Annotated in this window: 22 protein-coding genes, 10 tRNA genes, 1 rRNA gene and 1 pseudogene; 29 read left to right on the top strand and 5 right to left on the bottom strand. The window is 42.3% G+C overall.

All coding sequences use genetic code 11. From position 1 onward, the window contains the following. Window positions 1-7 precede the first annotated feature (7 nt). The 12 genes from rrf (at window position 8) to rocF (ending at window position 2,514) form a co-directional block, all read left to right on the top strand. Window positions 8-121: ribosomal RNA gene (gene rrf / locus LC036_RS17535) — 5S ribosomal RNA — on the top strand. 46 nt (window positions 122-167) lie between these two features. Next, a tRNA-Asn gene (locus tag LC036_RS17530) sits at window positions 168-242 on the top strand. Window positions 243-245: 3 nt separating this feature from the next. After that, window positions 246-317: transfer RNA gene (locus tag LC036_RS17525), tRNA-Thr, on the top strand. A gap of 21 nt (window positions 318-338) precedes the next feature. Then, window positions 339-413 (top strand) — tRNA-Glu (locus LC036_RS17520). Window positions 414-426: 13 nt separating this feature from the next. Next, window positions 427-502: transfer RNA gene (locus LC036_RS17515), tRNA-Val, on the top strand. 10 nt (window positions 503-512) lie between these two features. After that, window positions 513-588, top strand: a tRNA-Thr gene (locus tag LC036_RS17510). A gap of 16 nt (window positions 589-604) precedes the next feature. Next, a tRNA-Tyr gene (locus LC036_RS17505) sits at window positions 605-690 on the top strand. 113 nt (window positions 691-803) lie between these two features. After that, a tRNA-Gln gene (locus LC036_RS17500) sits at window positions 804-878 on the top strand. A 45-nt stretch (window positions 879-923) separates the two neighbouring features. Further along, window positions 924-996, top strand: a tRNA-Lys gene (locus tag LC036_RS17495). Between the two features lie 10 nt (window positions 997-1,006). Then, window positions 1,007-1,081, top strand: a tRNA-Gly gene (locus LC036_RS17490). A 4-nt stretch (window positions 1,082-1,085) separates the two neighbouring features. Then, a tRNA-Ala gene (locus LC036_RS17485) sits at window positions 1,086-1,158 on the top strand. A gap of 453 nt (window positions 1,159-1,611) precedes the next feature. After that, window positions 1,612-2,514, top strand: coding sequence for an arginase (gene rocF, locus LC036_RS17480; RefSeq protein WP_226585686.1), 903 nt, complete (start codon window positions 1,612-1,614; stop codon window positions 2,512-2,514). A gap of 11 nt (window positions 2,515-2,525) precedes the next feature. On the opposite strand, the gene LC036_RS17475 is transcribed toward rocF, so the two are convergent. After that, a complete protein-coding gene (locus LC036_RS17475) occupies window positions 2,526-2,720 on the bottom strand; it encodes an aspartyl-phosphate phosphatase Spo0E family protein (protein ID WP_226585677.1) in 195 nt (64 codons plus the stop codon). Window positions 2,721-2,881: 161 nt separating this feature from the next. Between LC036_RS17475 and sigW the strand changes: the two genes are divergently transcribed. From sigW to glmS, 6 genes are all read left to right on the top strand, one after another. After that, window positions 2,882-3,445: an RNA polymerase sigma factor SigW gene (gene sigW, locus LC036_RS17470; protein WP_226585675.1), complete on the top strand. Its 564-nt coding sequence runs from the start codon at window positions 2,882-2,884 to the stop codon at window positions 3,443-3,445. Between the two features lie 15 nt (window positions 3,446-3,460). Further along, the gene (locus LC036_RS17465; protein ID WP_226585673.1) at window positions 3,461-4,114 is read left to right on the top strand and encodes a zf-HC2 domain-containing protein; all 654 of its coding nucleotides are present in this window, start codon (window positions 3,461-3,463) and stop codon (window positions 4,112-4,114) included. Window positions 4,115-4,267: 153 nt separating this feature from the next. Further along, window positions 4,268-5,080: a diadenylate cyclase CdaA gene (cdaA, locus tag LC036_RS17460; protein ID WP_226585671.1), complete on the top strand. Its 813-nt coding sequence runs from the start codon at window positions 4,268-4,270 to the stop codon at window positions 5,078-5,080. Continuing rightward, entirely contained in the window at window positions 5,073-6,038 is a 966-nt protein-coding gene (locus tag LC036_RS17455; RefSeq protein WP_226585662.1) for a YbbR-like domain-containing protein, read from the top strand. Before cdaA ends, LC036_RS17455 begins: the two co-directional genes overlap by 8 nt. Window positions 6,039-6,112: 74 nt before the next feature. Beyond that, entirely contained in the window at window positions 6,113-7,462 is a 1,350-nt protein-coding gene (glmM, locus tag LC036_RS17450; RefSeq protein ID WP_226585660.1) for a phosphoglucosamine mutase, read from the top strand. A 493-nt stretch (window positions 7,463-7,955) separates the two neighbouring features. After that, complete coding sequence (gene glmS / locus LC036_RS17445) at window positions 7,956-9,758, top strand: glutamine--fructose-6-phosphate transaminase (isomerizing) (RefSeq protein WP_226585650.1); 1,803 nt, start codon at window positions 7,956-7,958, stop codon at window positions 9,756-9,758. A gap of 43 nt (window positions 9,759-9,801) precedes the next feature. Here glmS and LC036_RS17440 read toward each other — a convergent pair whose 3' ends face one another. The 3 genes and pseudogenes from LC036_RS17440 to LC036_RS18635 form a co-directional block, all read right to left on the bottom strand. Continuing rightward, a complete protein-coding gene (locus LC036_RS17440; RefSeq protein WP_226585648.1) occupies window positions 9,802-10,950 on the bottom strand; it encodes an FtsW/RodA/SpoVE family cell cycle protein in 1,149 nt (382 codons plus the stop codon). Window positions 10,951-11,155: 205 nt separating this feature from the next. After that, window positions 11,156-11,311: a hypothetical protein gene (locus tag LC036_RS18640; RefSeq protein WP_413229995.1), complete on the bottom strand. Its 156-nt coding sequence runs from the start codon at window positions 11,309-11,311 to the stop codon at window positions 11,156-11,158. Next, window positions 11,307-11,411 (bottom strand): annotated as a pseudogene (locus LC036_RS18635) (phospholipase); the annotation flags it as partial. The pseudogene LC036_RS18635 and the gene LC036_RS18640, both read right to left, overlap by 5 nt. 150 nt (window positions 11,412-11,561) lie before the next feature. On the opposite strand from LC036_RS18635, the gene LC036_RS17430 reads away from it, so the two are divergent. The 7 genes from LC036_RS17430 to cydC all read left to right on the top strand — a co-directional run bounded on the left by LC036_RS17430 (window position 11,562) and on the right by cydC (window position 19,436). Further along, on the top strand, window positions 11,562-11,909 hold the full coding sequence (locus LC036_RS17430) for an ArsR/SmtB family transcription factor (RefSeq protein ID WP_226585645.1): 348 nt from the start codon (window positions 11,562-11,564) through the stop codon (window positions 11,907-11,909). A 10-nt stretch (window positions 11,910-11,919) separates the two neighbouring features. After that, complete coding sequence (locus LC036_RS17425; RefSeq protein WP_226585637.1) at window positions 11,920-13,215, top strand: arsenic transporter; 1,296 nt, start codon at window positions 11,920-11,922, stop codon at window positions 13,213-13,215. A gap of 69 nt (window positions 13,216-13,284) precedes the next feature. Beyond that, entirely contained in the window at window positions 13,285-13,707 is a 423-nt protein-coding gene (gene arsC / locus LC036_RS17420; protein ID WP_226585635.1) for an arsenate reductase (thioredoxin), read from the top strand. 126 nt (window positions 13,708-13,833) lie between these two features. Beyond that, window positions 13,834-14,787, top strand: coding sequence for a thioredoxin-disulfide reductase (trxB, locus tag LC036_RS17415; RefSeq protein ID WP_226585633.1), 954 nt, complete (start codon window positions 13,834-13,836; stop codon window positions 14,785-14,787). A gap of 236 nt (window positions 14,788-15,023) precedes the next feature. Next, window positions 15,024-15,731 carry a nucleotidyltransferase domain-containing protein gene (locus LC036_RS17410; RefSeq protein WP_226585703.1) on the top strand — a complete coding sequence of 236 codons (708 nt, stop codon included), beginning with the start codon at window positions 15,024-15,026 and terminating at the stop codon, window positions 15,729-15,731. 274 nt (window positions 15,732-16,005) lie between these two features. Continuing rightward, on the top strand, window positions 16,006-17,733 hold the full coding sequence (gene cydD, locus LC036_RS17405) for a thiol reductant ABC exporter subunit CydD (protein ID WP_226585631.1): 1,728 nt from the start codon (window positions 16,006-16,008) through the stop codon (window positions 17,731-17,733). Further along, window positions 17,730-19,436 carry a thiol reductant ABC exporter subunit CydC gene (gene cydC, locus LC036_RS17400; protein ID WP_226585622.1) on the top strand — a complete coding sequence of 569 codons (1,707 nt, stop codon included), beginning with the start codon at window positions 17,730-17,732 and terminating at the stop codon, window positions 19,434-19,436. Before cydD ends, cydC begins: the two co-directional genes overlap by 4 nt. Window positions 19,437-19,520: 84 nt before the next feature. Here the strand turns inward: cydC and LC036_RS17395 are convergent, their stop codons facing one another. Continuing rightward, entirely contained in the window at window positions 19,521-19,940 is a 420-nt protein-coding gene (locus LC036_RS17395) for a hypothetical protein (RefSeq protein WP_226585614.1), read from the bottom strand. A 101-nt stretch (window positions 19,941-20,041) separates the two neighbouring features. Between LC036_RS17395 and LC036_RS17390 the strand changes: the two genes are divergently transcribed. The 4 genes from LC036_RS17390 to LC036_RS17375 all read left to right on the top strand — a co-directional run bounded on the left by LC036_RS17390 (window position 20,042) and on the right by LC036_RS17375 (window position 23,587). Next, window positions 20,042-20,992: an MBL fold metallo-hydrolase gene (locus tag LC036_RS17390; RefSeq protein WP_226585612.1), complete on the top strand. Its 951-nt coding sequence runs from the start codon at window positions 20,042-20,044 to the stop codon at window positions 20,990-20,992. Between the two features lie 137 nt (window positions 20,993-21,129). Beyond that, window positions 21,130-22,839, top strand: coding sequence for a DNA-binding protein (locus tag LC036_RS17385; RefSeq protein WP_226585610.1), 1,710 nt, complete (start codon window positions 21,130-21,132; stop codon window positions 22,837-22,839). A 79-nt stretch (window positions 22,840-22,918) separates the two neighbouring features. Beyond that, complete coding sequence (locus tag LC036_RS17380) at window positions 22,919-23,302, top strand: carbonic anhydrase (RefSeq protein ID WP_226585608.1); 384 nt, start codon at window positions 22,919-22,921, stop codon at window positions 23,300-23,302. A gap of 63 nt (window positions 23,303-23,365) precedes the next feature. Next, window positions 23,366-23,587 carry a hypothetical protein gene (locus LC036_RS17375; RefSeq protein WP_226585606.1) on the top strand — a complete coding sequence of 74 codons (222 nt, stop codon included), beginning with the start codon at window positions 23,366-23,368 and terminating at the stop codon, window positions 23,585-23,587. Window positions 23,588-23,598: the final 11 nt, after the last annotated feature.

Below are 23,598 nucleotides of genomic sequence, written 5' to 3'. Positions count from 1 at the left end.
ATATTGATGTGGTGGTGAAGGCGAAGAGGTCACACCTGTTCCCATGCCGAACACAGCAGTTAAGCTCTTCAGCGCCGATGGTAGTCGGGTTTACCCCCGTGAGAGTAGGACGCCGCCACATTGATATCTCTTTCCTTATTTTGTTGCTTTTGAAGATTATTCATTATTCCAACGTAGCTCAGTGGTAGAGCAATCGGCTGTTAACCGATCGGTCGTAGGTTCGAATCCTACCGTTGGAGCCACTTGCTTCCATAGCTCAGTGGTAGAGCACTTCCATGGTAAGGAAGGGGTCGCCGGTTCAAATCCGGCTGGAAGCTCTGAAGAACTTTTAGTTGCATGGCCCGTTGGTCAAGTGGTTAAGACACCGCCCTTTCACGGCGGTAACACGGGTTCGAATCCCGTACGGGTCACCACTTATTTTCAACCGGAGGATTAGCTCAGCTGGGAGAGCACTTGCCTTACAAGCAAGGGGTCGCAGGTTCGAACCCTGCATCCTCCACCATTTAAATAAAGCCGGCCTAGCTCAACTGGCAGAGCAACTGATTTGTAATCAGTAGGTTGGGGGTTCAAGTCCTCTGGCCGGCACCACTTATATGTATATAGTGGAGGGATAGCGAAGTTGGCCAAACGCGGCGGACTGTAAATCCGCTCCCATCGGGTTCGTAGGTTCGAGTCCTACTCCCTCCACCATTACTTATTTAATCAAATCAGGCTGATAAGAAAGCAATCAGCTATTTTTTATGAAAATAAATCAGAGGTTTGTATATTGTTCTCTAGATGGTATATACTATTTTTATAACTATTGGGCCATAGCCAAGCGGTAAGGCAACGGTTTTTGGTACCGTCATGCGCTGGTTCGAATCCAGCTGGCCCAGCCATTTTTTTGAGAATAAAATCCGGCCATAAGATGATTTATTATTTATGAGCCATTAGCTCAGTTGGTAGAGCATCTGACTTTTAATCAGAGGGTCGAAGGTTCGAATCCTTCATGGCTCACTTTATAAATGCGGGAGTAGTTCAGTGGTAGAACACCACCTTGCCAAGGTGGGGGTCGCGGGTTCGAATCCCGTCTCCCGCTCCATTACGGGGCCTTAGCTCAGCTGGGAGAGCGCCTGCTTTGCACGCAGGAGGTCAGCGGTTCGATCCCGCTAGGCTCCACTAGTAACCTGACATCTCTTGATGTCGGGTTTTTTGTTTTCATTTTTTACATACAGTTTGATTTAGCTTAACTGAAGAGTCCCGACAAGCAGGACTCCATTCGCTGCCCCTGGACTGTGCGATCTATAAAATGCCTGCTGTTGTAGAGGGACTGCAGAATACATAAGAAGTTAATAGATACCCCGTCCGATTGTTGCTCCATTATCCTTAAATATTTAAAGAATTAAAGTAGTGATTTTCCTGATGATAGGAAAGTTTATAATTGAATCCATCCTTGAAAATGACCAATTAACTCTCAACCCCTGACTACCCGAAAAGGACAAAACCTTTTAAACATGCAAAAAAGCATACGTTTTCATACTGAATGTCGTATATATATACAGGATGATGTCCGGTTGAGTCATCTTTAGTAAAACGGATACAATTAAACTAGAGTATAAAGGAGGAACTTTAATGAAAAAACAACTTTCAGTAATTGGTGTTCCAATGGATCTTGGACAAATGCGCAGAGGGGTGGATATGGGCCCGAGTGCTATTCGTTATGCAGGTATGGTTGAACGATTAGAGCGACTGAAGTATGAGATTGAAGATCTAGGGGACATTGAGATTCCTCGTCCAAAGCAGCAAGCTGATGTGAAACAGGACAACTTGAGAAATTTAAATGAAATTGCTGAGGGAAGCAGCCTTCTTGCAGAAACCGTTGATCAAATCATTGAAAATAACCGTTTTCCACTCGTACTGGGAGGAGACCACAGCATTGCTATGGGAACGCTCGCAGGAGTTGCGAAGCATTATGAAAATCTAGGTGTGATTTGGTATGATGCTCACGGTGATTTAAATACAGCAGATAGTTCACCATCTGGAAATATTCATGGTATGCCTCTAGCTGTCAGCCTGGGGATTGGTCATGAAAAACTCACCGGTATTCACGGCTATGAACCTAAGATTAAACCAGAAAATATAGTTATTATTGGAGCGCGCTCATTAGATGAGGGAGAGAGGGTTCTAATAAAAGAAAAAGGTATTAAAGTCTATACGATGCACGAAGTGGATCGTATGGGGATGACACAGGTGATTGAAGAGTCGGTCGACTACTTAAAAGACCGTACAGACGGTGTTCACTTGAGCTTAGATTTAGATGGTTTAGATCCAAATGATGCCCCAGGAGTGGGAACACCTGTGATGGGCGGTTTAAGCTATCGTGAGAGCCATCTGGCTATGGAGATGCTGCATCAATCTGAAATGATTACTTCAGCGGAATTTGTAGAGGTTAATCCTATTTTAGATGAAAAAAATAAAACCGCTACAGTAGCGGTTGGTCTGATGGGTTCTCTATTTGGAGAAAGCCTGAAATAAGACGATTTATTTTAACAGTAACTTGCCTTCTTTAAGGTAGGTTGCTGTTTTTTATATTGAATCTTGTCATATTCGTTTAGAAGATGGTCCAACTTTACACTAATACGCACAACTTCGGGAGAGCTTAGCTTATGGAGGCGGGCTAAACGACTCATTTCCACTCGGCAAGCTTCGATTTCCTTCGTCAAAGAGGTCACTCGCGTCATATTTTGTAGTCCTCCTAAGAAATTTTTTACATTTACAGCTTTATAACCGATACTAAAAAAAGTTAAACTTATATTAGGAAAAAAATATAATTTTTTTTGAAACTTTAGGGCGAGGTCATCCGTAAAGGATATCGACCGCAAGTATAGCGGAGGTATAGTAAATGGAAACCATGATAAAACAAAAAATTAAAGAAGTAAAAAAGGGGAATCAATCGGCTTTTGAAGACATTGTTTCCTTTTATCAAAACAAAGTGTATCATATATGCCTTAGAATGGTTGGAAATGCATATGAGGCAGAAGATCTTGCTCAAGAAGCGTTTATCCGCGCGTATACGAATCTCCATTCGTTTGATGAACGCCGAAAGTTTTCTACATGGCTGTATCGGATAGCTACGAATTTATCGATTGACCGAATCCGAAAGAAGAAACCGGATTACCACTTGGATGCGGAAGTAAGAGGAACTGATGGACTAAATATGTACTCCCAGCTGGCCGCTGATCAAGCTCTCCCTGAAGAGGAAGTGGAAAGTCTGGAGTTGCAGACGCATATTCACAAAGAAATTTTGGCCCTGCCACCTAAATATAGAAGTGTCATCGTACTTCGCTACTTAGATGAATTGGCCCTGCAGGAAATTGCAGAAGTATTGGATATCCCTGTTGGTACCGTTAAAACTCGGGTTCACAGAGGCAGGGAAGCATTACGAAAAAGGCTTCGACATATGTGAAGGAGTTGAGAGGGAATGAATTGTAATAAAGAAGCCATTGCACTCATGCATAAATATTTGGATGGGAACTTATATAAAGAAGAAGAAAGACGACTGAGAGATCACCTGCAGGAATGCTCATCATGCCAAAACCATTTCCATGAGCTAAAGCGCACAACAACATTAATAAAGAATACCACCCCTGTGTCTGCCCCGCCTAGATTTACGGCAAATGTCATGAACAGCCTTCCAAAGCAGAAGAAACATAAGACTTATATTCGAAAGTTTCAGCAGCATCCGTTCCTGACAGCAGCTGCAATCTTCTTTATTTTGATGTTTGGAGGAATCCTTACGGAGTGGAACCAAGATCAGCAGGTGACCGTGTCTAAACAAGAAAATTTAGAAATCAGGGATCATACAGTGATCGTACCAGAAGGGGTAACGGTTAAAGGAGACTTGGTTGTAAGAAATGGAGACTTAAAAATTGAAGGATCCGTTGATGGAGATGTAACGATTATTAATGGGGATATTCTTGAAAATACTTCTGGTGAACAAAGTAATGATCAATTGAATCGGTCGGATCTCCGTGCTTATTCCGGGGAGTTAACGGAAGTAAACCAAATCTATGAGTGGGTATGGTACCACACGAAGCAGACGGTCATGGATATTTTCTCATTTGATTCAGAATAAGAGAAAAAAAGAGTGGGCAGTGCCCATTCTTTTTTTGTTTGATAGCAGGAAGACCCGGGACTAAATACTTCTCGTATATTCGAAAATGGTTATGTGATATAATGGTAAATGTGAATTTTTCAAGCTTTATCATATCTAAAAGGAAGTGTAGGCATGCTTGATGGGGGAATGGATGTTTTAGATTATTTTTTGATTACTGTTGATATCGCCCTTGTCTGGTTTGTTGTATATAAATTAATCATGCTGATCCAAGGAACGAAAGCTGTTCAGCTCCTGAAAGGGATTTTCGTCATCCTGGGTATATGGTTATTGAGTAATTTATTTGGACTGACCACATTAAGATGGCTGATGTCACAAGCAATTACGTGGGGTTTTTTAGCGATAATCATCTTGTTTCAGCCGGAGCTTCGACGTGCTCTAGAACAACTAGGACGAGGTAGTTTCTTTAGCAGGAATAACTCAGAAGAAGAAGATACGGAGAAGACGCTGCAAGCCATTATTAAATCATGTAACTATATGGCGAAACGCCGGATTGGAGCCTTGATTACGATCGAAAGGGATACTGGTATGGGAGACTATGTGGAAACCGGTATTCGGATAGGCGGTCATTTATCAAGTGAGCTTCTAACAAACATATTTATACCAAATACGCCACTTCATGATGGTGCTGTTATACTTAAAGATGATGAAATTGTAGCTGCTGCATGTTACCTGCCTTTGTCTGAAAGTCCTTTCATTTCTAAGGAACTTGGTACAAGGCACAGGGCAGCTATGGGTATTAGTGAAGTGACAGACGCATTAACGATCGTCGTCTCCGAAGAAACAGGTGCAATTTCTTGTACGAAAAATGGTGAACTTCATCGTGACCTTGATCAGGTCAAACTTGAAGAGATCCTGCGTACGGAATTAGACTACTCTACCCCCGCGGTGAAGAGCTGGAACTGGAGGGGGAAAAAGAATGGATAATTGGTTTAAGAGTGTTTGGTTCATTCGTATTATTTCTCTAATGTTAGCAGTTCTGCTATGGGTAACGGTGAATGTTGATAATAATATGGATTCAGATTCTTTATTCTTTAATGAAACGTCTTCGGATATGGAGGTTTTGGAAAATATCCCTCTTGAGATTCGTTTTGACAGCGAAGAATATGTAGTGAGTGGGATTCCCCAGGATGTGTCCGTGACTGTAGAAGGACCTGCGGGCTCTGTGGCCCCGGTGGCCAGGCAGAAGAATTTCACTGTCTATGCGGATCTTAACGGTCTTGGACCGGGCACACATGAAGTTTCTCTTCAGCATTCTGGAATTACAAATCAACTGGCTGTAACCCTTGAGCCTAAAATGATTGAAGTGGAAATTGAGGAAAAAATGACAGAAGCTTTTGATGTGAATATTGATTACTTTAATGAAGCTGATTTAGACGATACATTAGAACTTGGTGAACCTGAAGCCGAACCATCTCAGGTCAGCATTACGGGAGCTTCCTCTGTTATGGAACGTGTGGCATCCGTAAAAGCGATCATTGATGTAGGATCGGAAAATCAAACGATTGAGCAGCAGGAAGCGCCTGTAAAGGTCTATGATAATCAAGGAAATGAACTGAATGTTCTCGTTGATCCGACAACTGTTAATGTCACTGTTCCTATTATTAAGCGATCGAAGGACATACCGGTAACACTTGCTCCAAGGGGCGGGACGCCGGAAGGGGTTTTGATTGAGTCTGTAACAACCGAAGTGAACAACGTAGCGGTCAGGGGATCAAAAGATGTCTTAGACAAGATCAATGAACCTATAGAAGTTCCTATAGATGTCACACAGGTAACAGAAGATCAAACGTTGGAAGTGGATGTACCGCTGCCAGAGGGAGTTAATTCCGTTGACCCTGAGACCATTGAAGTGACCATCGATGTCCTTGATGAAACAAGTTAAAAAAGAAACCATGAAAATACAAATAATAAGATTAGATTAATGGCGGAAAGTATAGAAAGAGAGGTTCAGTGAATATGGGAAAATATTTCGGTACAGACGGCGTTCGTGGCGTTGCTAATAAAGAATTAACACCAGAATTAGCGTTTAAATTAGGACGTTATGGCGGCTATGTAGTTACAAAAGGTGTAGAGCGGCCCAAAGTATTAATCGGTCGTGACACGAGAATTTCAGGTGAAATGCTGGAAGGAGCATTAACAGCAGGTTTGCTCTCCATTGGTGCAGAAGTGATGCGTCTCGGGGTCATCTCTACGCCGGGAGTAGCATTTTTGACAAAAGCTCTCCAAGCTGAGGCAGGCATTATGATTTCTGCTTCTCATAACCCTGTTGAAGATAACGGTATTAAATTTTTTGGTCCCGATGGTTTTAAACTGACAGACGATCAGGAGGCTGAAATTGAAGCTCTTATTGATGCGGAAGAGGACGATCTTCCAAGACCTTCAGGATCAGATCTTGGTCAAAGTAATGATTACTTTGAGGGATGCCAGAAGTATCTTCAGCACTTAAAACAGACGGTGGATTATGATTTCGATGGCCTTCACATCGCTTTAGACTGTGCTCACGGAGCAACTTCATCTCTGGCTTCTCATCTTTTTGCAGATTTAGAAGCAGATATCTCATCCATCGGATCGTCTCCAGATGGTTTAAATATTAATGATGGAGTAGGTTCCACTCATCCGGAAGCATTACAGCAGCTGGTTAAAGAGAAAAAAGCAGATATTGGGTTAGCTTTTGACGGAGACGGTGACCGGTTGATAGCGGTTGATGAAAAAGGAAATATCGTAGATGGTGATAGAATCATGTACATATGTGCTAAACATATGAATGATAAAGGAATGCTCAACCATTCTACAGTCGTATCTACTGTTATGAGTAACCTTGGTTTCTACAAAGCTGTTGAAGCTAACGGAATGAAGAGTGATAAAACAGCAGTTGGAGATCGCTATGTCATGGAAGAGATGCGTCGTGGCGGCTATAATCTCGGAGGAGAACAGTCTGGTCATATTATATTCCTTGATCATAATACAACCGGCGATGGAATGCTCTCAGCTCTCCAATTAGTGAATGTAATTAAGGAAACAGGGAGACCTCTCTCTGAACTTGCAGCGGAAATGGAAAAGTTCCCTCAAGTTCTAAAGAACGTTCGTGTAATTGATAAGAACCGTGTCCAAACGCATCCTCACATTCAAGAGGCCATTCAGGCAGTGGAAGAAGAGATGGGGGACAGCGGACGTGTCCTGGTTCGTCCTTCAGGTACAGAACCTTTAGTAAGAATTATGGTCGAAGCTCCTACAGAAGACCAATGTGAGCGCTATTGCGACAAAGTCGTACAAGTTGTAAACGAGGAACTTGGGCTTAAAGAATAACTAAAACACAAGAGAACACAGGTCGCACAAGGTGGCGGCCTGTGCATATCTTATTACAAGGTCCTTACATTTTCGTAACGGTTATGAATTGTATTGACCAGTTGAACAAAGCTCAGGTAGAATAGGGTTTGTCCTTGTGAAATTTGTCGGATATATGTTTAGAAACGTAAATATAAGGCAAAGCACAGGAAGGGTTTTATTTTAGAATGGAAGAGGAGGATTGTAAGGTTAAGAGTTATAATAAGCGCCAGGACTGTGCCAAAGGGACGTTACCAGCACAGTTGACGAGGTGGAGGTTGATCGAGTATTCGGCGGATGCCTCCCGGCTGTCTCACTTCAGTCGATTATCCAAATGTAAACCGAAGAGGCGACTCTTTGAACAAGACATCTGGATCAAGTGACAATAAAAATGCTGTTACGAGAGAGGGGCAACGAATAGCCCCAGTGCTTACATTCGTTGCTCTTCTCTTGATAATCAAGGAGGACAACAATTATGTGTGGAATTGTAGGATATATTGGACAGAATGATACGAAGGAAATTTTACTGAATGGTCTTGAGAAACTAGAATATCGCGGTTATGATTCTGCCGGAATCGCTACCCTTAACCAAGACGGCGTAGAGGTTACAAAGGTAAAAGGCCGCATTGCAGCTTTAAGAGAGGCTGTTGATGAGAACGTTAAATCAACGCTTGGAATTGGTCATACACGCTGGGCTACGCACGGCGCTCCGAGTAAAGAAAATGCGCACCCTCACCAAAGTGCATCCGGGCGTTTTACCATTGTTCACAATGGTGTCATTGAGAACTATGTTGACGTTCGTGATGAGTACTTGAGTGACGTAGAATTCAAAAGTGAAACAGACACAGAAATTATTGTTCAGTTAATTGAAGTACTTCATAATGAGATGAATGATGTAGCAGCAGCATTCCGTAAAGCTGTTGAACTGTTAACAGGATCTTATGCGATTGCCCTGATTGACAGCGAAAATGAAGATACCATTTATGTTGCGAAGAACAAGAGCCCTTTACTTGTCGGTGTTGGTGAAGGCTTCAATGTTGTAGCCAGTGATTCTATGGCTGCCCTTCATGTGACAGATCAGTTTTTGGAATTGATGGATAAAGAAACGGTTATTGTCCGTCGTGATGCTGTTGAAATTCAAAAACTTGATGGTACAACCGTTACTCGTGAACCTTTCACAGCGGAGTTGGATACCACAGATATTGAAAAAGGTACGTATCCTCACTTCATGCTTAAAGAAATTGATGAACAGCCTTTTGTTATCCGTAAAATTATCCAGGAGTACCAAAATGAGAACGATGAAATTAAGTTAGAACCTGAAATTCGTGAAGCAATGAAAGAGTGCGACCGGATTTATATTATTGCAGCAGGAACGAGTTATCATGCAGGACTTCTTGGGAAGCAGTTCATTGAAAAACTGGCAAACATTCCTGTTGAAGTTCATGTAGCAAGTGAGTTTTCCTACAACATGCCGCTTCTTTCTGAGAAGCCATTGTTCGTATATATTTCTCAAAGTGGTGAAACAGCAGACAGTCGTTCTGTGCTGGTCCAAACGAAAGAACTCGGACACCCGGCATTGACGATTACCAATGTACCAGGATCCACTCTTTCCCGTGAAGCTGACTACACGATGCACCTGCATGCGGGGCCTGAGATTGCTGTAGCTTCAACGAAAGCCTATACAGCTCAAATGGCTGTGCTTGCGATTCTTGCCGTGGATACAGCTCGTGCGAAAGGAATTGAGCTTGATTTTGACCCGATGCAGGAGCTTGGAATTGTAGCGAATGCGATGGAAGCACTGACGGATCAGAAAGAACAGTTAGAAGAGCTGGCCCGTGATTATCTATCTACGACTAGAAACTGCTTCTTTATCGGGCGTGGAATCGATTATTACGTTGGTCTTGAAGGTTCTCTTAAGCTGAAAGAGATTTCTTATATCCAGGCAGAAGGATTTGCCGGTGGTGAGTTGAAGCATGGTACAATCGCGCTTATTGAAGATGGAACACCTGTCATTGCTTTGGCGACTCAAGAAAACGTAAACTATTCCATTCGTGGAAACGTGCAAGAGGTGGAAGCGCGTGGTGCAAACAGCATGATTATCAGTATGAAAGGGCTTGATAAGAATGGAGATGCATTCGTCATTCCGCATGTTCATGACTTATTGACACCACTCGTGTCGGTTGTTCCACTTCAGCTGATTTCTTACTATGCTGCCCTTCACCGTGATTGCGACGTTGATAAACCACGTAACCTGGCGAAGAGTGTAACGGTAGAATAAATATAAAAAAGCTTCAGAAGCGTAAAGGCTTCTGAAGCTTTTTTTATTCACCGAACATATAGGTTTTGTGATGATAGGATATTGAAAAAGCAATACCGAGGGCCATGAGGTTTCCAAGCAGGGCACTCCCCCCGTAGCTGATAAATGGCAGCGGGATTCCTGTAATCGGTAAAAGCTGAACAGACATTCCGATATTCTGAAACACGTGGAAAGCAATCATACTGATGATTCCGACCATTACATATGAGCTGTAAGGACTGTTTGCTTTAAAAGCTATGGTTGTAAACCGGTAAATAAGAAAGAAGAAAAGAAAAATAACAATACATGAACCAAGGAAACCGTATTCCTCAGCAATGATACTGAAGATAAAATCAGTCTGCGCTTCAGGCAGATAAACTTCTCTTTCTCCAAATCCTTTCCCATAAAGCTGGCCTGAACCGATGGCCTGCATCGCTTTGACCAATTGGTACCCGGAGGAATCCTCATACTTCGTGGGCTGGAACCAAGAGTATATTCGACCGAGCTGGTACTCCTTTACTCCCAGATAACGATCCAGTATATCCGGAGCTTTAATGGCTAATAAGATCAAACTTGTCCCGGCAGCGGAAATGAATGCGAAGATGGGAAGAATGATTTTCCACTGAATTCCTGATATAAGAACAAAACCAGCAAGAATAGCGATGAAAACAAGGCCTGTTCCTAAGTCGGGCTGCTGCATGATTAGTAAAAAGGGGAATCCAGCAGCAGCTCCAAGTTTTAATAGGAGAAGAAGGTCCGTTTTAAATGATGAACGATGTTTACTGTTATGGTTAACGGCTATGCGGCCTAAGACGAGTATCGTAAAGATTTTTACAAGCTCTGCCGGTTGGAGAGATAACCCAGGAAGCGTAAACCAGCTTTTTTGTCCTTTAATGACAGGGGCAATGGACGGTGGCGCAAGGATTAGTGCTACAAGCAGCAGTATGCCAAACCCATATAAGTACCAGCTGATTTTTTTGAAATCTTCCGGATCTACCAGGAGCATAAATCCAATAACGATTCCACCGACCCCATACCAGACCAATTGCTTAAGTACGAAATTATCACTATATTGAGTGCTTTGCTGCGCACTGAAAAGAGCAACAGAACTGACGGTGATGAAACAACAGATGATAAAAAAGAGCTGCCAATCGAACCTTTCTTCGAATTTCATTTTTAGTACGACATCCTCTCGTTTTAACGAAGCATAAAAAGCATGCTGTTGACTATTATAAGCACATATTTCCTATTTGAAAAGACAAGTCTACTTATTGTTCTATTATAATTCATTCGTTTATGTAAAGGGAGAAAACACAAAATAAGAAGATCACTTAAATGGAGACCTTCTTAGAATGAACAGGTGAATAATCTTTGCAACCTCATATATTTGTAGATGACTCTGGCTTGACGCCCTTCTTCTGTGTAGGGATTCTGGAGGCGCTCCAGCCTTCGGATAAAAGCTTCATCACAAGCGCAGTAATCTCTGTAATATCGATAGCATTCGTCATGCTTCTTACAGGCTGCATCAACGGCATTCAAAGGTTCGCCAGGTCCGCTGCATCCGGGGCCACAGTATTTATATCCGGGAAATAAACAAAATCTTGGTCGTCGAAGTGATTCTTGTTTTCTATACATAATCCTTACCTCTCAAAAAAGATTTGCTTATTCAGTATATGCTGGGCTGAGAGGATAGGACTGGTTATCTGTCCGGGGTATATCTATTAAAAACAAAATTTGCATTGCACATATAAGTGTATGCTTATACAATGTTACAGGGGTGATCCGATGGGAAACGAAACATTTCATATAGATCAAGCCGCTCAAACGTTAAAGCTATTGGGCGATCCAACACGTCTGACAATCATGGCACTGGTGCAGCATACGGAATGCTGTGTGTGTGAAATCGTGGAAATTTTACAAATGAGTCAGCCGTCGGTTAGTCAGCATTTAAAAAAATTGAGGGATGGTGGTCTTGTTAAAGAACGAAGAGGAGGCAGGTGGGTTTTCTACTCGCTGAATACTTCCCATGAGACTGTTCCTATCATTCACCAGGTGTTGGCTCATCTCCCAGATCAAAAAGAGAAGCTAAAAGCATTGGAAGATTCAGGTTTACCTCTTCAATGCAGACGATAGGAGGATTTTTTTGAGTTTAGGTTGGATAGCAGCAGCAATATTTATACTTACACTTGTGCTCGTCATATGGCAACCGAAGGATTTAGGCATCGGATGGTCAGCCTGCGGAGGTGCAGTTCTGGCACTTATATTTGGTGTGGTTGACTTCCAGGATGTTTTGGCTGTTACAGATATTGTCTGGAATGCAACATTAGCATTTATTGCTATTATTATTATTTCTTTGATTTTGGACGAAATAGGCTTCTTTGAATGGGCAGCGCTTCATATGGCTCGTGCCGCTAAAGGGAATGGGCAGCTGATGTTTGTATACGTGACTTTACTGGGGGCGGTCGTAGCGGCCTTATTTGCAAATGATGGTGCCGCTTTAATCTTAACGCCGATTGTTCTCGCGATGGTCAGAAATTTGAATTTTAAAGAAACCATGATTCTGCCATTTATTATGGCGAGTGGTTTTATCGCCGATACCACGTCTCTGCCTTTAATCGTTAGTAATTTGGTTAATATAGTATCGGCCGATTTCTTTGATATCGGTTTTGTGGAGTACGCTTCAAGGATGATTGTTCCAAACCTGTTTTCATTAACTGCAAGTATACTTGTTCTATTCGTGTTTTTCCGAAAGAGTATACCTGATCGTTATGACCTTTCTCAATTAAAAAAGCCAGGAGAAGCGATTCAGGATCACCGTATGTTCCGTATGTCCTGGGGTGTTCTCGCTGTTCTATTAATTGGTTATTTTTCAAGTGAACCTCTAGGCTTACCAGTTTCATTAGTTGCAGGAATCATTGCCATCTTGTTTTTACTAATGGCGAGAAGGAGTGCAGCGGTTAATACTTCAAATGTTATTAAAGGAGCACCGTGGGCGATTGTATTTTTCTCCATAGGCATGTATGTCGTCGTGTATGGTCTGCGCAATGTCGGATTGACGGATGTCCTGGCAGATGTTCTGCAGTACACCGCATCGCAAGGGCTGTTCTTTGCTACCGTGTCCATGGGCTTTATCGCAGCTATCTTGTCTTCTGTTATGAATAATATGCCTACTGTCATGATCGATGCCATTGCAATTGCTGATACAAATACAACTGGAACGATGCGGGAAGCATTAATTTATGCAAATGTAATTGGTTCAGATCTTGGACCGAAAATCACACCGATCGGGTCATTGGCGACTTTACTGTGGCTTCATGTGTTATCCATGAAAGGCTTCCGTATATCATGGGGATATTACTTTAAAGTCGGCATCATTTTAACCGTTCCGACCCTTTTGATCACGCTTTTTGGACTTTATCTATGGTTGTTAATCCTATAGAGAAGTGTCTCTTTAGGATGAAATGAAAGCTAAGCTTTAACAAAACGAAACATAAAGGAGAAATGTAAGATGTCTAATAAACCAGTTATCTATTTTCTATGTACCGGAAACTCCTGCCGCAGCCAGATGGCTGAAGGGTTTGGTAAGAAATATTTAGGAGATAAATATGATGTGAAGTCAGCCGGGATTGAGGCGCATGGTCTAAATCCGAATGCTGTAAAAGCGATGAAAGAGGTAGAGATCGATATTACTGATCAGACCTCTGATATCATTGATCCAGACATTTTAAATAATGCGGCTTATGCCATCACTCTCTGCGGAGATGCGAATGATAAATGCCCGATGACACCTTCCCATGTGACCCGGTACCACTGGGGATTTGATGATCCGGCTAAAGCGGAAGGTACAGAGGAAGAGAAGTGGGCATTCTTCCAGCGTGTGCGTGACGAAATTGAAGCTCGTATCCAAAAGTTCGCTGAAGAAGAAAAGTAGGTCCATTTCTATTTTGTAGGAATACATTACAAGTGAATGAGATCCTCAGTCAGGTTTCAAGGCATGACTTTGGTTAAAAAGGGTTATAACACTAATACGTGTAACTTTTAAAGAGGAGGAGCATTCATGACCTACAAATCAATAATTTTAGGAACAGGACCTGCTGGACTTACGGCTGCTGTTTATTTAGCGCGAGCCAATATGAACCCTCTTGTTATTGAGGGGCCGGAACCAGGCGGCCAGTTGACACTAACCACAGAAGTAGAAAATTTCCCAGGCTTCCCTGATGGCATTATGGGTCCGGAACTGATGGATAATATGAAAAAGCAGGCCGAACGTTTTGGCGCCACTTTTAAACGAGGCTGGGTAACAGAAGTCGATGTTGAAGAGCGTCCATTCAAACTTCAGGTGGATGGATTAGGTGAAGTGGAGACACAATCCTTGATTATTTCTACGGGGGCATCAGCTAAACTTCTCGGTATTCCAGGTGAAAAAGAGAATATGGGAAGAGGGGTAAGTACGTGTGCCACTTGTGATGGATTCTTCTTTAGGGGCAAGAAAGTTATTATTATTGGCGGCGGAGACTCCGCGATGGAAGAAGCCACTTTTTTAACCAAGTTTGCAAGTGAAGTTCAAATTATCCATCGGCGTCACGAACTGAGAGCCTCGAAAATTATGCAGACACGGGCAAAAGATAATGATAAAATCACTTGGTCCCTTAATAAAACCCCCTTGGAAATGGTGTCGGACGGTACCAAAATTACCGGAGTTAAAGTGAGAGACAACGATTCCGGGAATGAAGAAGTGATAGAAACGGATGGTGTTTTTGTTGCTATTGGACACAACCCGAACACAGAATTTCTGGATGGAAAGCTGAATATGGATGAGAAAGGCTACATTTTAGTTGATCCTGGTACGACCAATACAAATGTTCCTGGTATCTTTGCATGCGGGGATGTACAGGACCAGAAGTACCGGCAGGCGATTACTGCTGCTGGAACAGGTTGTATGGCGGCTATGGATTCGGAACGTTTCTTAGAAGGAGAAGCGGTTGTAGATTGGAGCCAGAACTTATCATGAATTTAGACCCTCCTCTCATAAAGAGAGGAGGGTTTTTTTGTGCTCACACACATTATAATTTTCCCTTGTGAGTTATCACAATCTGCCTGGTGCGTTTCTGGGAAGTACGGATAATGGACTATGATACACTGGTTTTAGGCAGGAAAAGAAACGGATTTCAAGAGAAGAAGTTTTAAACGCATACCATTTGATAAGGACAAGTGCACTTTATACTAGAAAGGAATGAGTAGTCCATGATGATAGATAAAGCCATGGATGCCGCGAGACGAATTGTGGATGTGAAGTATTCGGAATGTGACGCTGCCTTATTGGCGGGTAGTGTAATTAGAGGGGAAGCAACGACTACGTCAGATTTAGATTTGATTGTCTTCTATTCCGATATCCCTGACTCATACCGAGAATCCTTTTATAAATTTGGATGGCCGGTGGAAGCCTTTGTACATAATTGGAATTCTTATGGGAAGTTCTTTCAAAAAGACTGTGAAGCAGGGCACCCTTCTATGCCTCGCATGATAAGTGAAGGGAGAACGATCAAAGAAAATGAAAGATTAAAGCCAGTAAGAAATGAAGCCAACCTTCTACTGCAAAAAGGTCCTGAATCATGGTCCAAATCGTTGATCGACCAAAAACGTTATTTTCTTACGGATACACTTGATGATTTTATCGGCTGTTCAGATCGGGGGGAATCACTGTTAATAGCGGGGGAGCTTGCTGAACGAGCAGGGGAGTTTTACCTTCGTATAAATGGTCAATGGTCTGGTTCTTCTAAATGGATGATCCGGGCGCTGAGAACCTTTGACGATGGATTTTCCAAGCGTTTTATTGATAGTTTTGATCTCTTTTATAAAAATGGGGATAAAGAAGCGGTCATCCTTTTAATTAAAGATTTACTGGCTCCTTATGGCGGTCCCATGTTTGAAGGCTTTTCTGTGGGAAGAGATTAAGGAGTATTTAAGCGTTTTTGAAGGAGTAGAGAAACCTTTCTTAGATAAATGTAAACTATTATGCAGGCGCCTTTATAAATAGGTGCTTTTTTTATTGTGAAAGGGAAAAGAGAAGGTGTGCGTGTATGTCCGCTCGGCTAAAAGGAGACGATGTATGATAACAATATGTTCATAAAATCCTCAGTTTTATTTTTAGAATAATCGCTGTATATCCATTATAATAAGGATAATGTGAATTGTTTCACAAAAAATGTGTGTAAGGAGTTTTCCATAGATGAAGCACCTCAGCAAATTTGCTTTCGCTGATCGAAAAGTGTTGATGCTGCTGGTCCTCACGTCTGTATTATTAGGGGGGACAATTATTGGTCAGTCCTATTATTTCGTGGCCATTGTTGACCGTATTTTCCTTGATGAGCAGAGCTTTCGTGAAATCGTACCGCTGCTTGGCGGGTTAATTATCGTCTTGGCGGGAAGAACTTTATTTACTTGGCTGAACGGGAGGACAGGTGTGAAGTTAGCTTCAAAGGCTAAGCGGCATTACCGGGAGTCCATCATTCAAAAGTACTCAGCCAATCCTATTCATGCGTCCCTTCAAGGGCAGTCGGGCAGGAAGGTCAGTGTCCTGATGGATTCTGTTGATGAGATCGATGGATATTTCAGCAGTTATATTCCGCAGATGATCCAAACGATGATTCTTCCGGTTATGATTCTTGTAGTTGTTTTTACAGAGCACTTTTATTCTGGGTTAATCATGATTATAACAGCACCGTTTATTCCTTTGTTTATGGCAATTATCGGTGTGATGACTAAGAAAAAATCAGAAGATCAAATGGAGAAACTCTCCGCTTTTTCAGGAAAGTTCCTGGATACACTACAAGGTTTAACCACTTTAAAACTCTTCAATCGATCAAAGCAGCAAGAGAGTGAGATTGAGAAGAGCAGTCTTGGTTTTAGAGATGCGACGATGGAAGTTTTAAAAGTGGCGTTTGTTTCCTCTCTCATGCTGGAGTTTATATCCATGCTGAGTATTGGAATCATTGCCTTAGAAATTGCGATTCGTCTCGTTGTCTATGAAAGTGTTTCGTTCTTTTCGGCCTTTTTCATCTTAATTTTAGCCCCTGAATTCTATTTGACGTTAAAAGATTTTGGTAGTGCTTTTCACACGGGGCGTGGGGCTTCTGGAGCTGCTGGTCAATTGACGGCTGAATTGGAAGAAGAAGGCCTTAAATTAGAATGGGGGGAAGAAAGGATAGAAAGCAATTGCCCCCCGGTTATTGAATTAAAAGATGTTGGTTTTCACTATGGAGGTGGGTTCACCCTGGACCGGATTACCCTGAATGTTCCTCCTCAATCCCAGATAGCCATTGTGGGAAAGAGCGGTTCAGGTAAATCGACACTTTTAAATCTTTTTGCTGGGTTATTAAAGCCGGTATCTGGAAAGATTCTGGTGAATGGACAGCCACTCTATGCCTATAAGGAGGAAGAATGGTTTGATCAGGTCAGCTATATTTCCCAGAACCCTTACCTTTTCTCTGGAACGATCGAAGAGAATATTGCAATTGGAGGAAGGGGGACGCATACAAGGGAGGAAATCGAAGCGGCTGCCAAAAAGGCAGGAATCGATGATCTCATTCGTTCTTTGGAGAAGGGCTATGATACTCCCGTTGGAGAAGCGGGGAGGGGGCTGTCAGGAGGAGAAAAACAACGGGTGGCACTGGCTCGTACATTCTTAAAGCAGCCTTCTGTTATTCTTTTTGATGAACCAACGACGGGGCTGGATGTGAAGACTGAGCGGATATTGCAGCAATCCATCCGGGAACTTGCTGCAACATCAACAATTATTACGGTCGCACACCGCCTGCATACGATTACACATGCGGACCAAATTGTCCTGCTTGATAAAGGACGGATGGTTGATACCGGCACTCATGAGGAGTTATTGGGAAACGTTCCAGCATACAGAGAAATGATTGGTACTCAGCAGAGAGGAGACAGCCTATGAGGGACTTGCAAGAAGTGATCCGGCTTGTTGTATTAGAGAAAAAAGATATTGTGCTTTCTGTCGTATTTGGATTCTTGGCAGGAATATCAGCTGTAGGACTGTTTGCTTCCAGTGGATACCTTATCTCAAAAGCCGCTCTCATGCCGCCGTTGTACGCATTGACAGTTTTAATTGCGTTTCTCAAATTGTTTGGGTTTGCAAGGGCGCTTGGCCGTTATGCCGAGCGGTATTTCTCCCATCGCGCTACGTTTACGATTTTGAGTAATCTGCGCTTAGCTTTTTATAAAAAACTGGAGCCGCACGCACCGCGAATTTTTCAAAAATACCGAAGCGGAGATCTGCTCGCGCGTATTGTAGGAGATGTGGAAAGCCTGCAGAATTTTTTTCTGAGAGTCTACTATCCTCCAGTAGTAGTTGTGATCATCTTCTTAGGTACGATTGTATTCACGTCTATTTTCTCTATATCCATCGCTGTTGTGCTTTTACTGGGGCTGGCTTTGACAGGGTTGTTCATTCCGGCCTGGTACGCTGTAAAACAGAGAAAGCTTGGAAATCAGGTGCGCGAAGCACGAGGGTCTCTTTCTACAGATGCGACCGAATTTTTATATGGGTTCCGTGATTTGAAAATTTACCAGCAGCTTAAACAAAAGGAAAAGGAGCTGGAACAGTCTTCGGAAAACTACCTGAGAGAACAAGAAAGAGATGGGATGCAGATGCTGGCCAGTCATTCCTGGAATACCTTTGTCACTCTGGTTGTTTCCTGGGGCGTTCTCGCTCTTGGAGCTTTTCTTACAGCCAAAGGGGACTTGAACGGGTTATTTCTAGCTATGCTTGTGATGATTTCATTAACGGTTTTTGAAAATGTTACGCCTATGGCGGTGCTGCCTGGTCATTTAGAAGATAGCAAGCGGGCATCAACGCGTTTGTTTTCAGTGGTTGATGAGGAGCATAAAGAACAAGGAGTCCAGTTGATTGATACGAATAAGGCCCCTTCTTTTCGATGGGATCATGTAAACTACCGGTTTCCAAATGACAAAAGAATGGTGTTGAAGGATGTCTCTCTTTCTATTCCATCTGGAAGTAAAACGGCTGTTGTCGGAGCCAGCGGGTCAGGAAAATCCACGTTGCTCCAAATGATGTTGAAATTCCAGTCCTCTGAATCCGGAGACCTTCTCATTAATGGTGAGAGTATAGACTGGATAGATGAAGAAAGTATTTGGGAGAACAGCAATGTGGTTCTGCAGGAGAATCATTTCTTTTATGGAACGGTTCGGGACAATTTGTTGCTTGTTAATGATGACTTATCCGATAAAACCTTAAAGGATGCTTTAACAAAGGTAGCACTGGACATTGATTTGGACCATCCTGTTTTTGAGAAAGGAGAAAATCTGTCTGGGGGAGAGAGGCAGCGCCTTGCTTTTGCAAGAGCTCTTTTAAAAGGGAAGCCTTTATGGCTGCTGGATGAACCGACGTCGTCTGTGGATGCTCTAACAGAAAAGAAAATGTATGACCATCTTTTTAATCAGGCAGAAAGGGATACACTTGTGTTAATCAGCCATCGTTTAACAGGTCTCGATCAGATGGATCAAATTGTCGTTATGGATCATGGAGAAGTTGTAGAATCAGGTACTTATGAAGAATTGATCCAGCGACAAGGCTATTTCTACCAGATGAAGGAAATTGAAAAAAGTATCTTATTATGAACAAAAAATCCACCACAGAGCTTATTCGGCTTTGTGGTGGCTCTTTTACTTAGTAGAGATAAGAGACATCCTGGATCTACTCTGTTAATAATAATAAGGATAAGGATAAGGGTACGGATAGTAATAAGGGTACGGACGGGCGAAGTACGGAAAGAGGGCCAGAGCAGTAATTCCAGCTAAAGGAAGCACACTGCGTCGAAAACGTCTGAATCGACGGCGGCCATATCCGTATTGTCGCTGTTCACTGTCTGATTCGTTTTCGCCCACCATAACATCTTCGCTGATAAGCATCGTCACATTATTATTGGAAACTTCAATAATAATACCATCAAACGAGCGGCCGTCCTCCATCGTTACCATCACATGATAATCTTTCATTTTATGGCATTGGTCATAGGACGGCTTTTTATTACTTTGCTCATGCATTTTTCTTTCATCTGTCATTTGAACCAACTCCTCACCACCTATGATATTCACCCAGCCCATTTTTGTGACAAGATACAATTACTCTCTTTAGCCCGACTTACAACACAACTAAGTAAACGTTTTCATTGAGTGGGAATATCTAGTAAACTAAGAGTATTCCAAAAGATGAGGTGAAGAGGATGGAAAAGAAAGCGCCGATGGCATTGGGAGACGATCTTTACTTAGTAGATGGTTTTGATCTTGGGTTTGAAGGACGGACAGGTACATATGTATTTATGGAAGAAGAGATTACACTTATTGAGACAGGACCCAGCCCTTCTGTTCCCAGGGTTTTGGAGGGGCTGAAAGACTTAAAACGCTCTCCTGAAGACGTACGGTATATTGTGTTGACTCATATTCACCTGGACCATGCGGGCGGTGCCGGACTTCTTTTGCAGGAATGTCCTAATGCAGAAGTGATTGTTCATAAAAAGGGCTGGAGACACCTTGCCGATCCCTCACGTCTGATACAAGGGGCCCGTGCAGTTTATGGAGAAAACTTTGATGATTTGTTTGATCCTATTGTGCCTATCCCGGAGGAGCGGTTAATGGTAAAAGAAGATGGCGATACATTAGCTATTTCAAAAAGACGCACGTTAACGTTTTACGATACACCAGGTCATGCCAAGCATCACATTGGTATTTATGATTCTCTTAGTGAAGGACTGTTTACGGGAGATACAGCTGGTATACGCTACCATCAGACAGCTGATGAAGGTTTGGTATTTTATTTACCGACTACTTCACCGAATCAATTTGACCCGGATGCTATGCAGCGTTCCATCAACCGCTTCCATGAATTAAATCCAGCCCGTGTGTTTTTTGGGCATTTTGGTGTAACGGATGATTCAGAACAAGCGTTTAATCAAGTGTCTGAATGGATACCTGTGTTTGTAAGTGAAGCGAAGGATGCATTAGAACAAGGGGAAGGCATGAAGGGAATCGAGAATCGTATTTATCAGCGGGTTTCCTCATATTTGAGTGAAAATGGGATACAACCGGACCACCCTGTCTACGAAATTCTGAAACTGGATTTTGAAGTCTGCGCTATGGGACTTGCTGATTATTGGAAGAAACAAAGCAGAACTTAACGTTCTGCTTTATTTTTTTATGAAAATATTTTTTCATATGGACCTGCATAAAGGTGTAAACTATGAATAGAACATTGAAACATAAGCGGGAGCTTTTTCGTAAATGAAGCAAATGAAATGGAAGGGGAGTACATAGTATGGTTGGTATTTTCATAACAACGGTTTTATCGTTTCTTTTATTTTTAATTTTGACCATCATCGTTTACAGCAAGAATCGAATGCGGAGGAAAAAGATTTTAAAAACAGCATTAGGAACGTTTGTTTTTGGATTAATCCTGATGACTGGAGTCGTTTACGCTTTTATGCCTACAATTACCGTTCCTAATATGCTGATTTTGAATATTATTGTGGCGGTTTTATTTGTCCCACTCGTTTATGGTGGAGCGAAAGTACCTGTGCAGTATCAAACCGCACACCGATCCTTAACCGGCCTGGTTATGCTTGTTGCAGCAGCTGCAGTAATCGGCGTGTTTGTATATAGTATTCTGGCACTCCAGGACAGTTATGACTCAATAACTAAATCAGAAGAAGAGGAAGCGCGTCCTTTAAATGAAGAAAATACTCCTATATCTGTTGCGCCTGAATCAGCTAGAAACAAAGTACAGAAAGCCATGAGTGTTGTACCGAATACTCAGTTTTATGACCTTGGTAAACTGCAGGCTCAACGAGTAGATGGCGATATTGTGTATGTTGCACCTGTAGAATTTACGAGCTTTTGGAGATATCTGCGTGGGAAAGAGACGGAAGGGTATTTTTCTATTGCAGCAACAAATATTAACGCCCAGCCTGAGTTTATCGAGAATAACATGCGTTATACAAACTCCAGCTATTTTAATCATAATGTTCAGCGTGTCGTCTATGGAAAACACCCTGATTTTATTCAAAGCGGGGAAGCTCAGATTGAAGTAGATGATGAAGGGAAGCCGTGGTATATACAAACCATCTATAAACCCTTATTTTTCTCCAACCGCCCTGATATGGATCAAGTAAAAGTGGCGGTTGTAGATCCGGTTAATGGGGATGTAGAGACGTATGATGCTTCTGAGGCTCCGGAATTTATTGAAGGATCCGTCAGTTCTGAACTGGCTGCGACAGAAAATGAGTACTTCGGTAAATATGTAAATGGATGGCTGAACTCCATCTTTGGTAAAAAAGATGTAAAGATTCCAAATGAATCAGGCACAGAAAGCAGTGTGACTCCTATCTTTAATGAGAATGGGGAAATGTTCTATTTTACCGATATGGCTTCACCTAAAGAGAACATTGACTCGGCATTAGGATATACATTGATCAACGCAAGGACGGGAGCGCTCACCTATTATAATGGACAGCAGAATCAGGGTATTATGGATAGTAAAGGCGCCATTCAAATTGTTAATAAGCAGTATCCAGAGAAAAACTGGACAGGAACGATGCCGGTCCTTTATAACGTCGATGGACATCCGACTTGGATAGTCAATGTTCTCGATCCAAATGGTTTATTTAAACAATATGCGTATATTAAAGCGTCTGATTCAGACTTTGCGGTGTTTGGAGAAACAGCCAAACAAACATTAAATGCCTACCGACTGCAGATTGCCCAGGATCCAAGCAGTGTAGAGGGAAGCCAGAGTGTGGATCTCACTGAAAAAAGTGGTGTGGTCAGCCGTGTTTTAGTCACTTCTACAGATGAAAGACAGTCTGTTCAATTTCTTCTTGAGGGAGAAACGACAATTTATACGGTGAATACAAGTAAAGCGCCACTCTCCATCTTTCTGCAGGAAGGAGATCAAGTGGAAATAGGGGCTCGTATTCGTGATAATGGGACAGCAACAGTTGAAGATATGCAGATTGAAGGGATAAACTAATAGAAGCAGCAAGGTTTTTCCTTGCTGCTTTTGGTTTATGATACTATAAAAAAGAGAGAATTTAAGAGGAGGAATTAGGATGTCAGAAAAAACTTTTGCAACAGCTATTAACTGTATGGACGGAAGGGTTCAGCTGCCTGTGATCCACTGGATGCAGGAACGTTATGGAACTGAGTATATCGATATGATTACAGAAGCGGGTCCAACGAAATTTTTGTTGGAAGGTTCGGAAGATCAGCTGGTATCCGTACAGGCGAAAATTAAAATTTCAGCAGACAATCATGGCTCAAATGTCGTTGCTGTTGTCGGACACCATAATTGTGCAGGCAACCCAGTAGAACGGGAAGTAAAAGAGGGGCAGATTAAAGAGTCTGTGGACCTGGTAAAATCATGGGGATTCAACGTCGATGTCATCGGCTTATATGTGAATGAAAACTGGGAAGTAGAAGTTGTAAAAGAATAGAGGTTTTTCCCCCCTTACCCACGAATCATTTAAGGTGAGTTCAATTCGTGAAGGGGGAAAGAAATGGAGCAGGCAAGCTGGTTTGACTTCGTTGAAAGGGAACACGACCCGGTTTACTGTGAACTGCAGAAACTTACGGAGAAAAGCAACTCCATACGCATTGCTTCTTTTACTATTACGCTGAACTCATTTGCTTTAATTGAAATTGAAGCGGATGGAGTGCACGATTGCGTCAGTACTATGGAAGAATGCTATCTTTACTTATGTGAATGTATGAAAGGATAAGGCCGCTTTGA

It is taken from the genome of Halobacillus litoralis, assembly GCF_020524025.1.
Classification (GTDB): Bacteria; Bacillota; Bacilli; order Bacillales; family Halobacillaceae; genus Halobacillus; species Halobacillus litoralis_D.
This window is presented reverse-complemented; position numbering and strand designations above follow the sequence as displayed.

What these genes read in the sequence shown, in the direction of transcription:
- rocF (WP_226585686.1), top strand. Translation starts at nt 1,612, where the DNA reads ATGAAAAAACAACTTTCAGTAATTGGTGTTCCAATGGATCTTGGACAA.
- LC036_RS17475 (WP_226585677.1), bottom strand. Translation starts at nt 2,720, where the DNA reads ATGACGCGAGTGACCTCTTTGACGAAGGAAATCGAAGCTTGCCGAGTG.
- sigW (WP_226585675.1), top strand. Translation starts at nt 2,882, where the DNA reads ATGGAAACCATGATAAAACAAAAAATTAAAGAAGTAAAAAAGGGGAAT.
- LC036_RS17465 (WP_226585673.1), top strand. Translation starts at nt 3,461, where the DNA reads ATGAATTGTAATAAAGAAGCCATTGCACTCATGCATAAATATTTGGAT.
- cdaA (WP_226585671.1), top strand. Translation starts at nt 4,268, where the DNA reads ATGCTTGATGGGGGAATGGATGTTTTAGATTATTTTTTGATTACTGTT.
- LC036_RS17455 (WP_226585662.1), top strand. Translation starts at nt 5,073, where the DNA reads ATGGATAATTGGTTTAAGAGTGTTTGGTTCATTCGTATTATTTCTCTA.
- glmM (WP_226585660.1), top strand. Translation starts at nt 6,113, where the DNA reads ATGGGAAAATATTTCGGTACAGACGGCGTTCGTGGCGTTGCTAATAAA.
- glmS (WP_226585650.1), top strand. Translation starts at nt 7,956, where the DNA reads ATGTGTGGAATTGTAGGATATATTGGACAGAATGATACGAAGGAAATT.
- LC036_RS17440 (WP_226585648.1), bottom strand. Translation starts at nt 10,950, where the DNA reads ATGAAATTCGAAGAAAGGTTCGATTGGCAGCTCTTTTTTATCATCTGT.
- LC036_RS18640 (WP_413229995.1), bottom strand. Translation starts at nt 11,311, where the DNA reads ATGCCGTTGATGCAGCCTGTAAGAAGCATGACGAATGCTATCGATATT.
- LC036_RS17430 (WP_226585645.1), top strand. Translation starts at nt 11,562, where the DNA reads ATGGGAAACGAAACATTTCATATAGATCAAGCCGCTCAAACGTTAAAG.
- arsC (WP_226585635.1), top strand. Translation starts at nt 13,285, where the DNA reads ATGTCTAATAAACCAGTTATCTATTTTCTATGTACCGGAAACTCCTGC.
- trxB (WP_226585633.1), top strand. Translation starts at nt 13,834, where the DNA reads ATGACCTACAAATCAATAATTTTAGGAACAGGACCTGCTGGACTTACG.
- LC036_RS17410 (WP_226585703.1), top strand. Translation starts at nt 15,024, where the DNA reads ATGATAGATAAAGCCATGGATGCCGCGAGACGAATTGTGGATGTGAAG.
- cydD (WP_226585631.1), top strand. Translation starts at nt 16,006, where the DNA reads ATGAAGCACCTCAGCAAATTTGCTTTCGCTGATCGAAAAGTGTTGATG.
- cydC (WP_226585622.1), top strand. Translation starts at nt 17,730, where the DNA reads ATGAGGGACTTGCAAGAAGTGATCCGGCTTGTTGTATTAGAGAAAAAA.
- LC036_RS17390 (WP_226585612.1), top strand. Translation starts at nt 20,042, where the DNA reads ATGGAAAAGAAAGCGCCGATGGCATTGGGAGACGATCTTTACTTAGTA.
- LC036_RS17385 (WP_226585610.1), top strand. Translation starts at nt 21,130, where the DNA reads ATGGTTGGTATTTTCATAACAACGGTTTTATCGTTTCTTTTATTTTTA.
- LC036_RS17380 (WP_226585608.1), top strand. Translation starts at nt 22,919, where the DNA reads ATGTCAGAAAAAACTTTTGCAACAGCTATTAACTGTATGGACGGAAGG.
- LC036_RS17375 (WP_226585606.1), top strand. Translation starts at nt 23,366, where the DNA reads ATGGAGCAGGCAAGCTGGTTTGACTTCGTTGAAAGGGAACACGACCCG.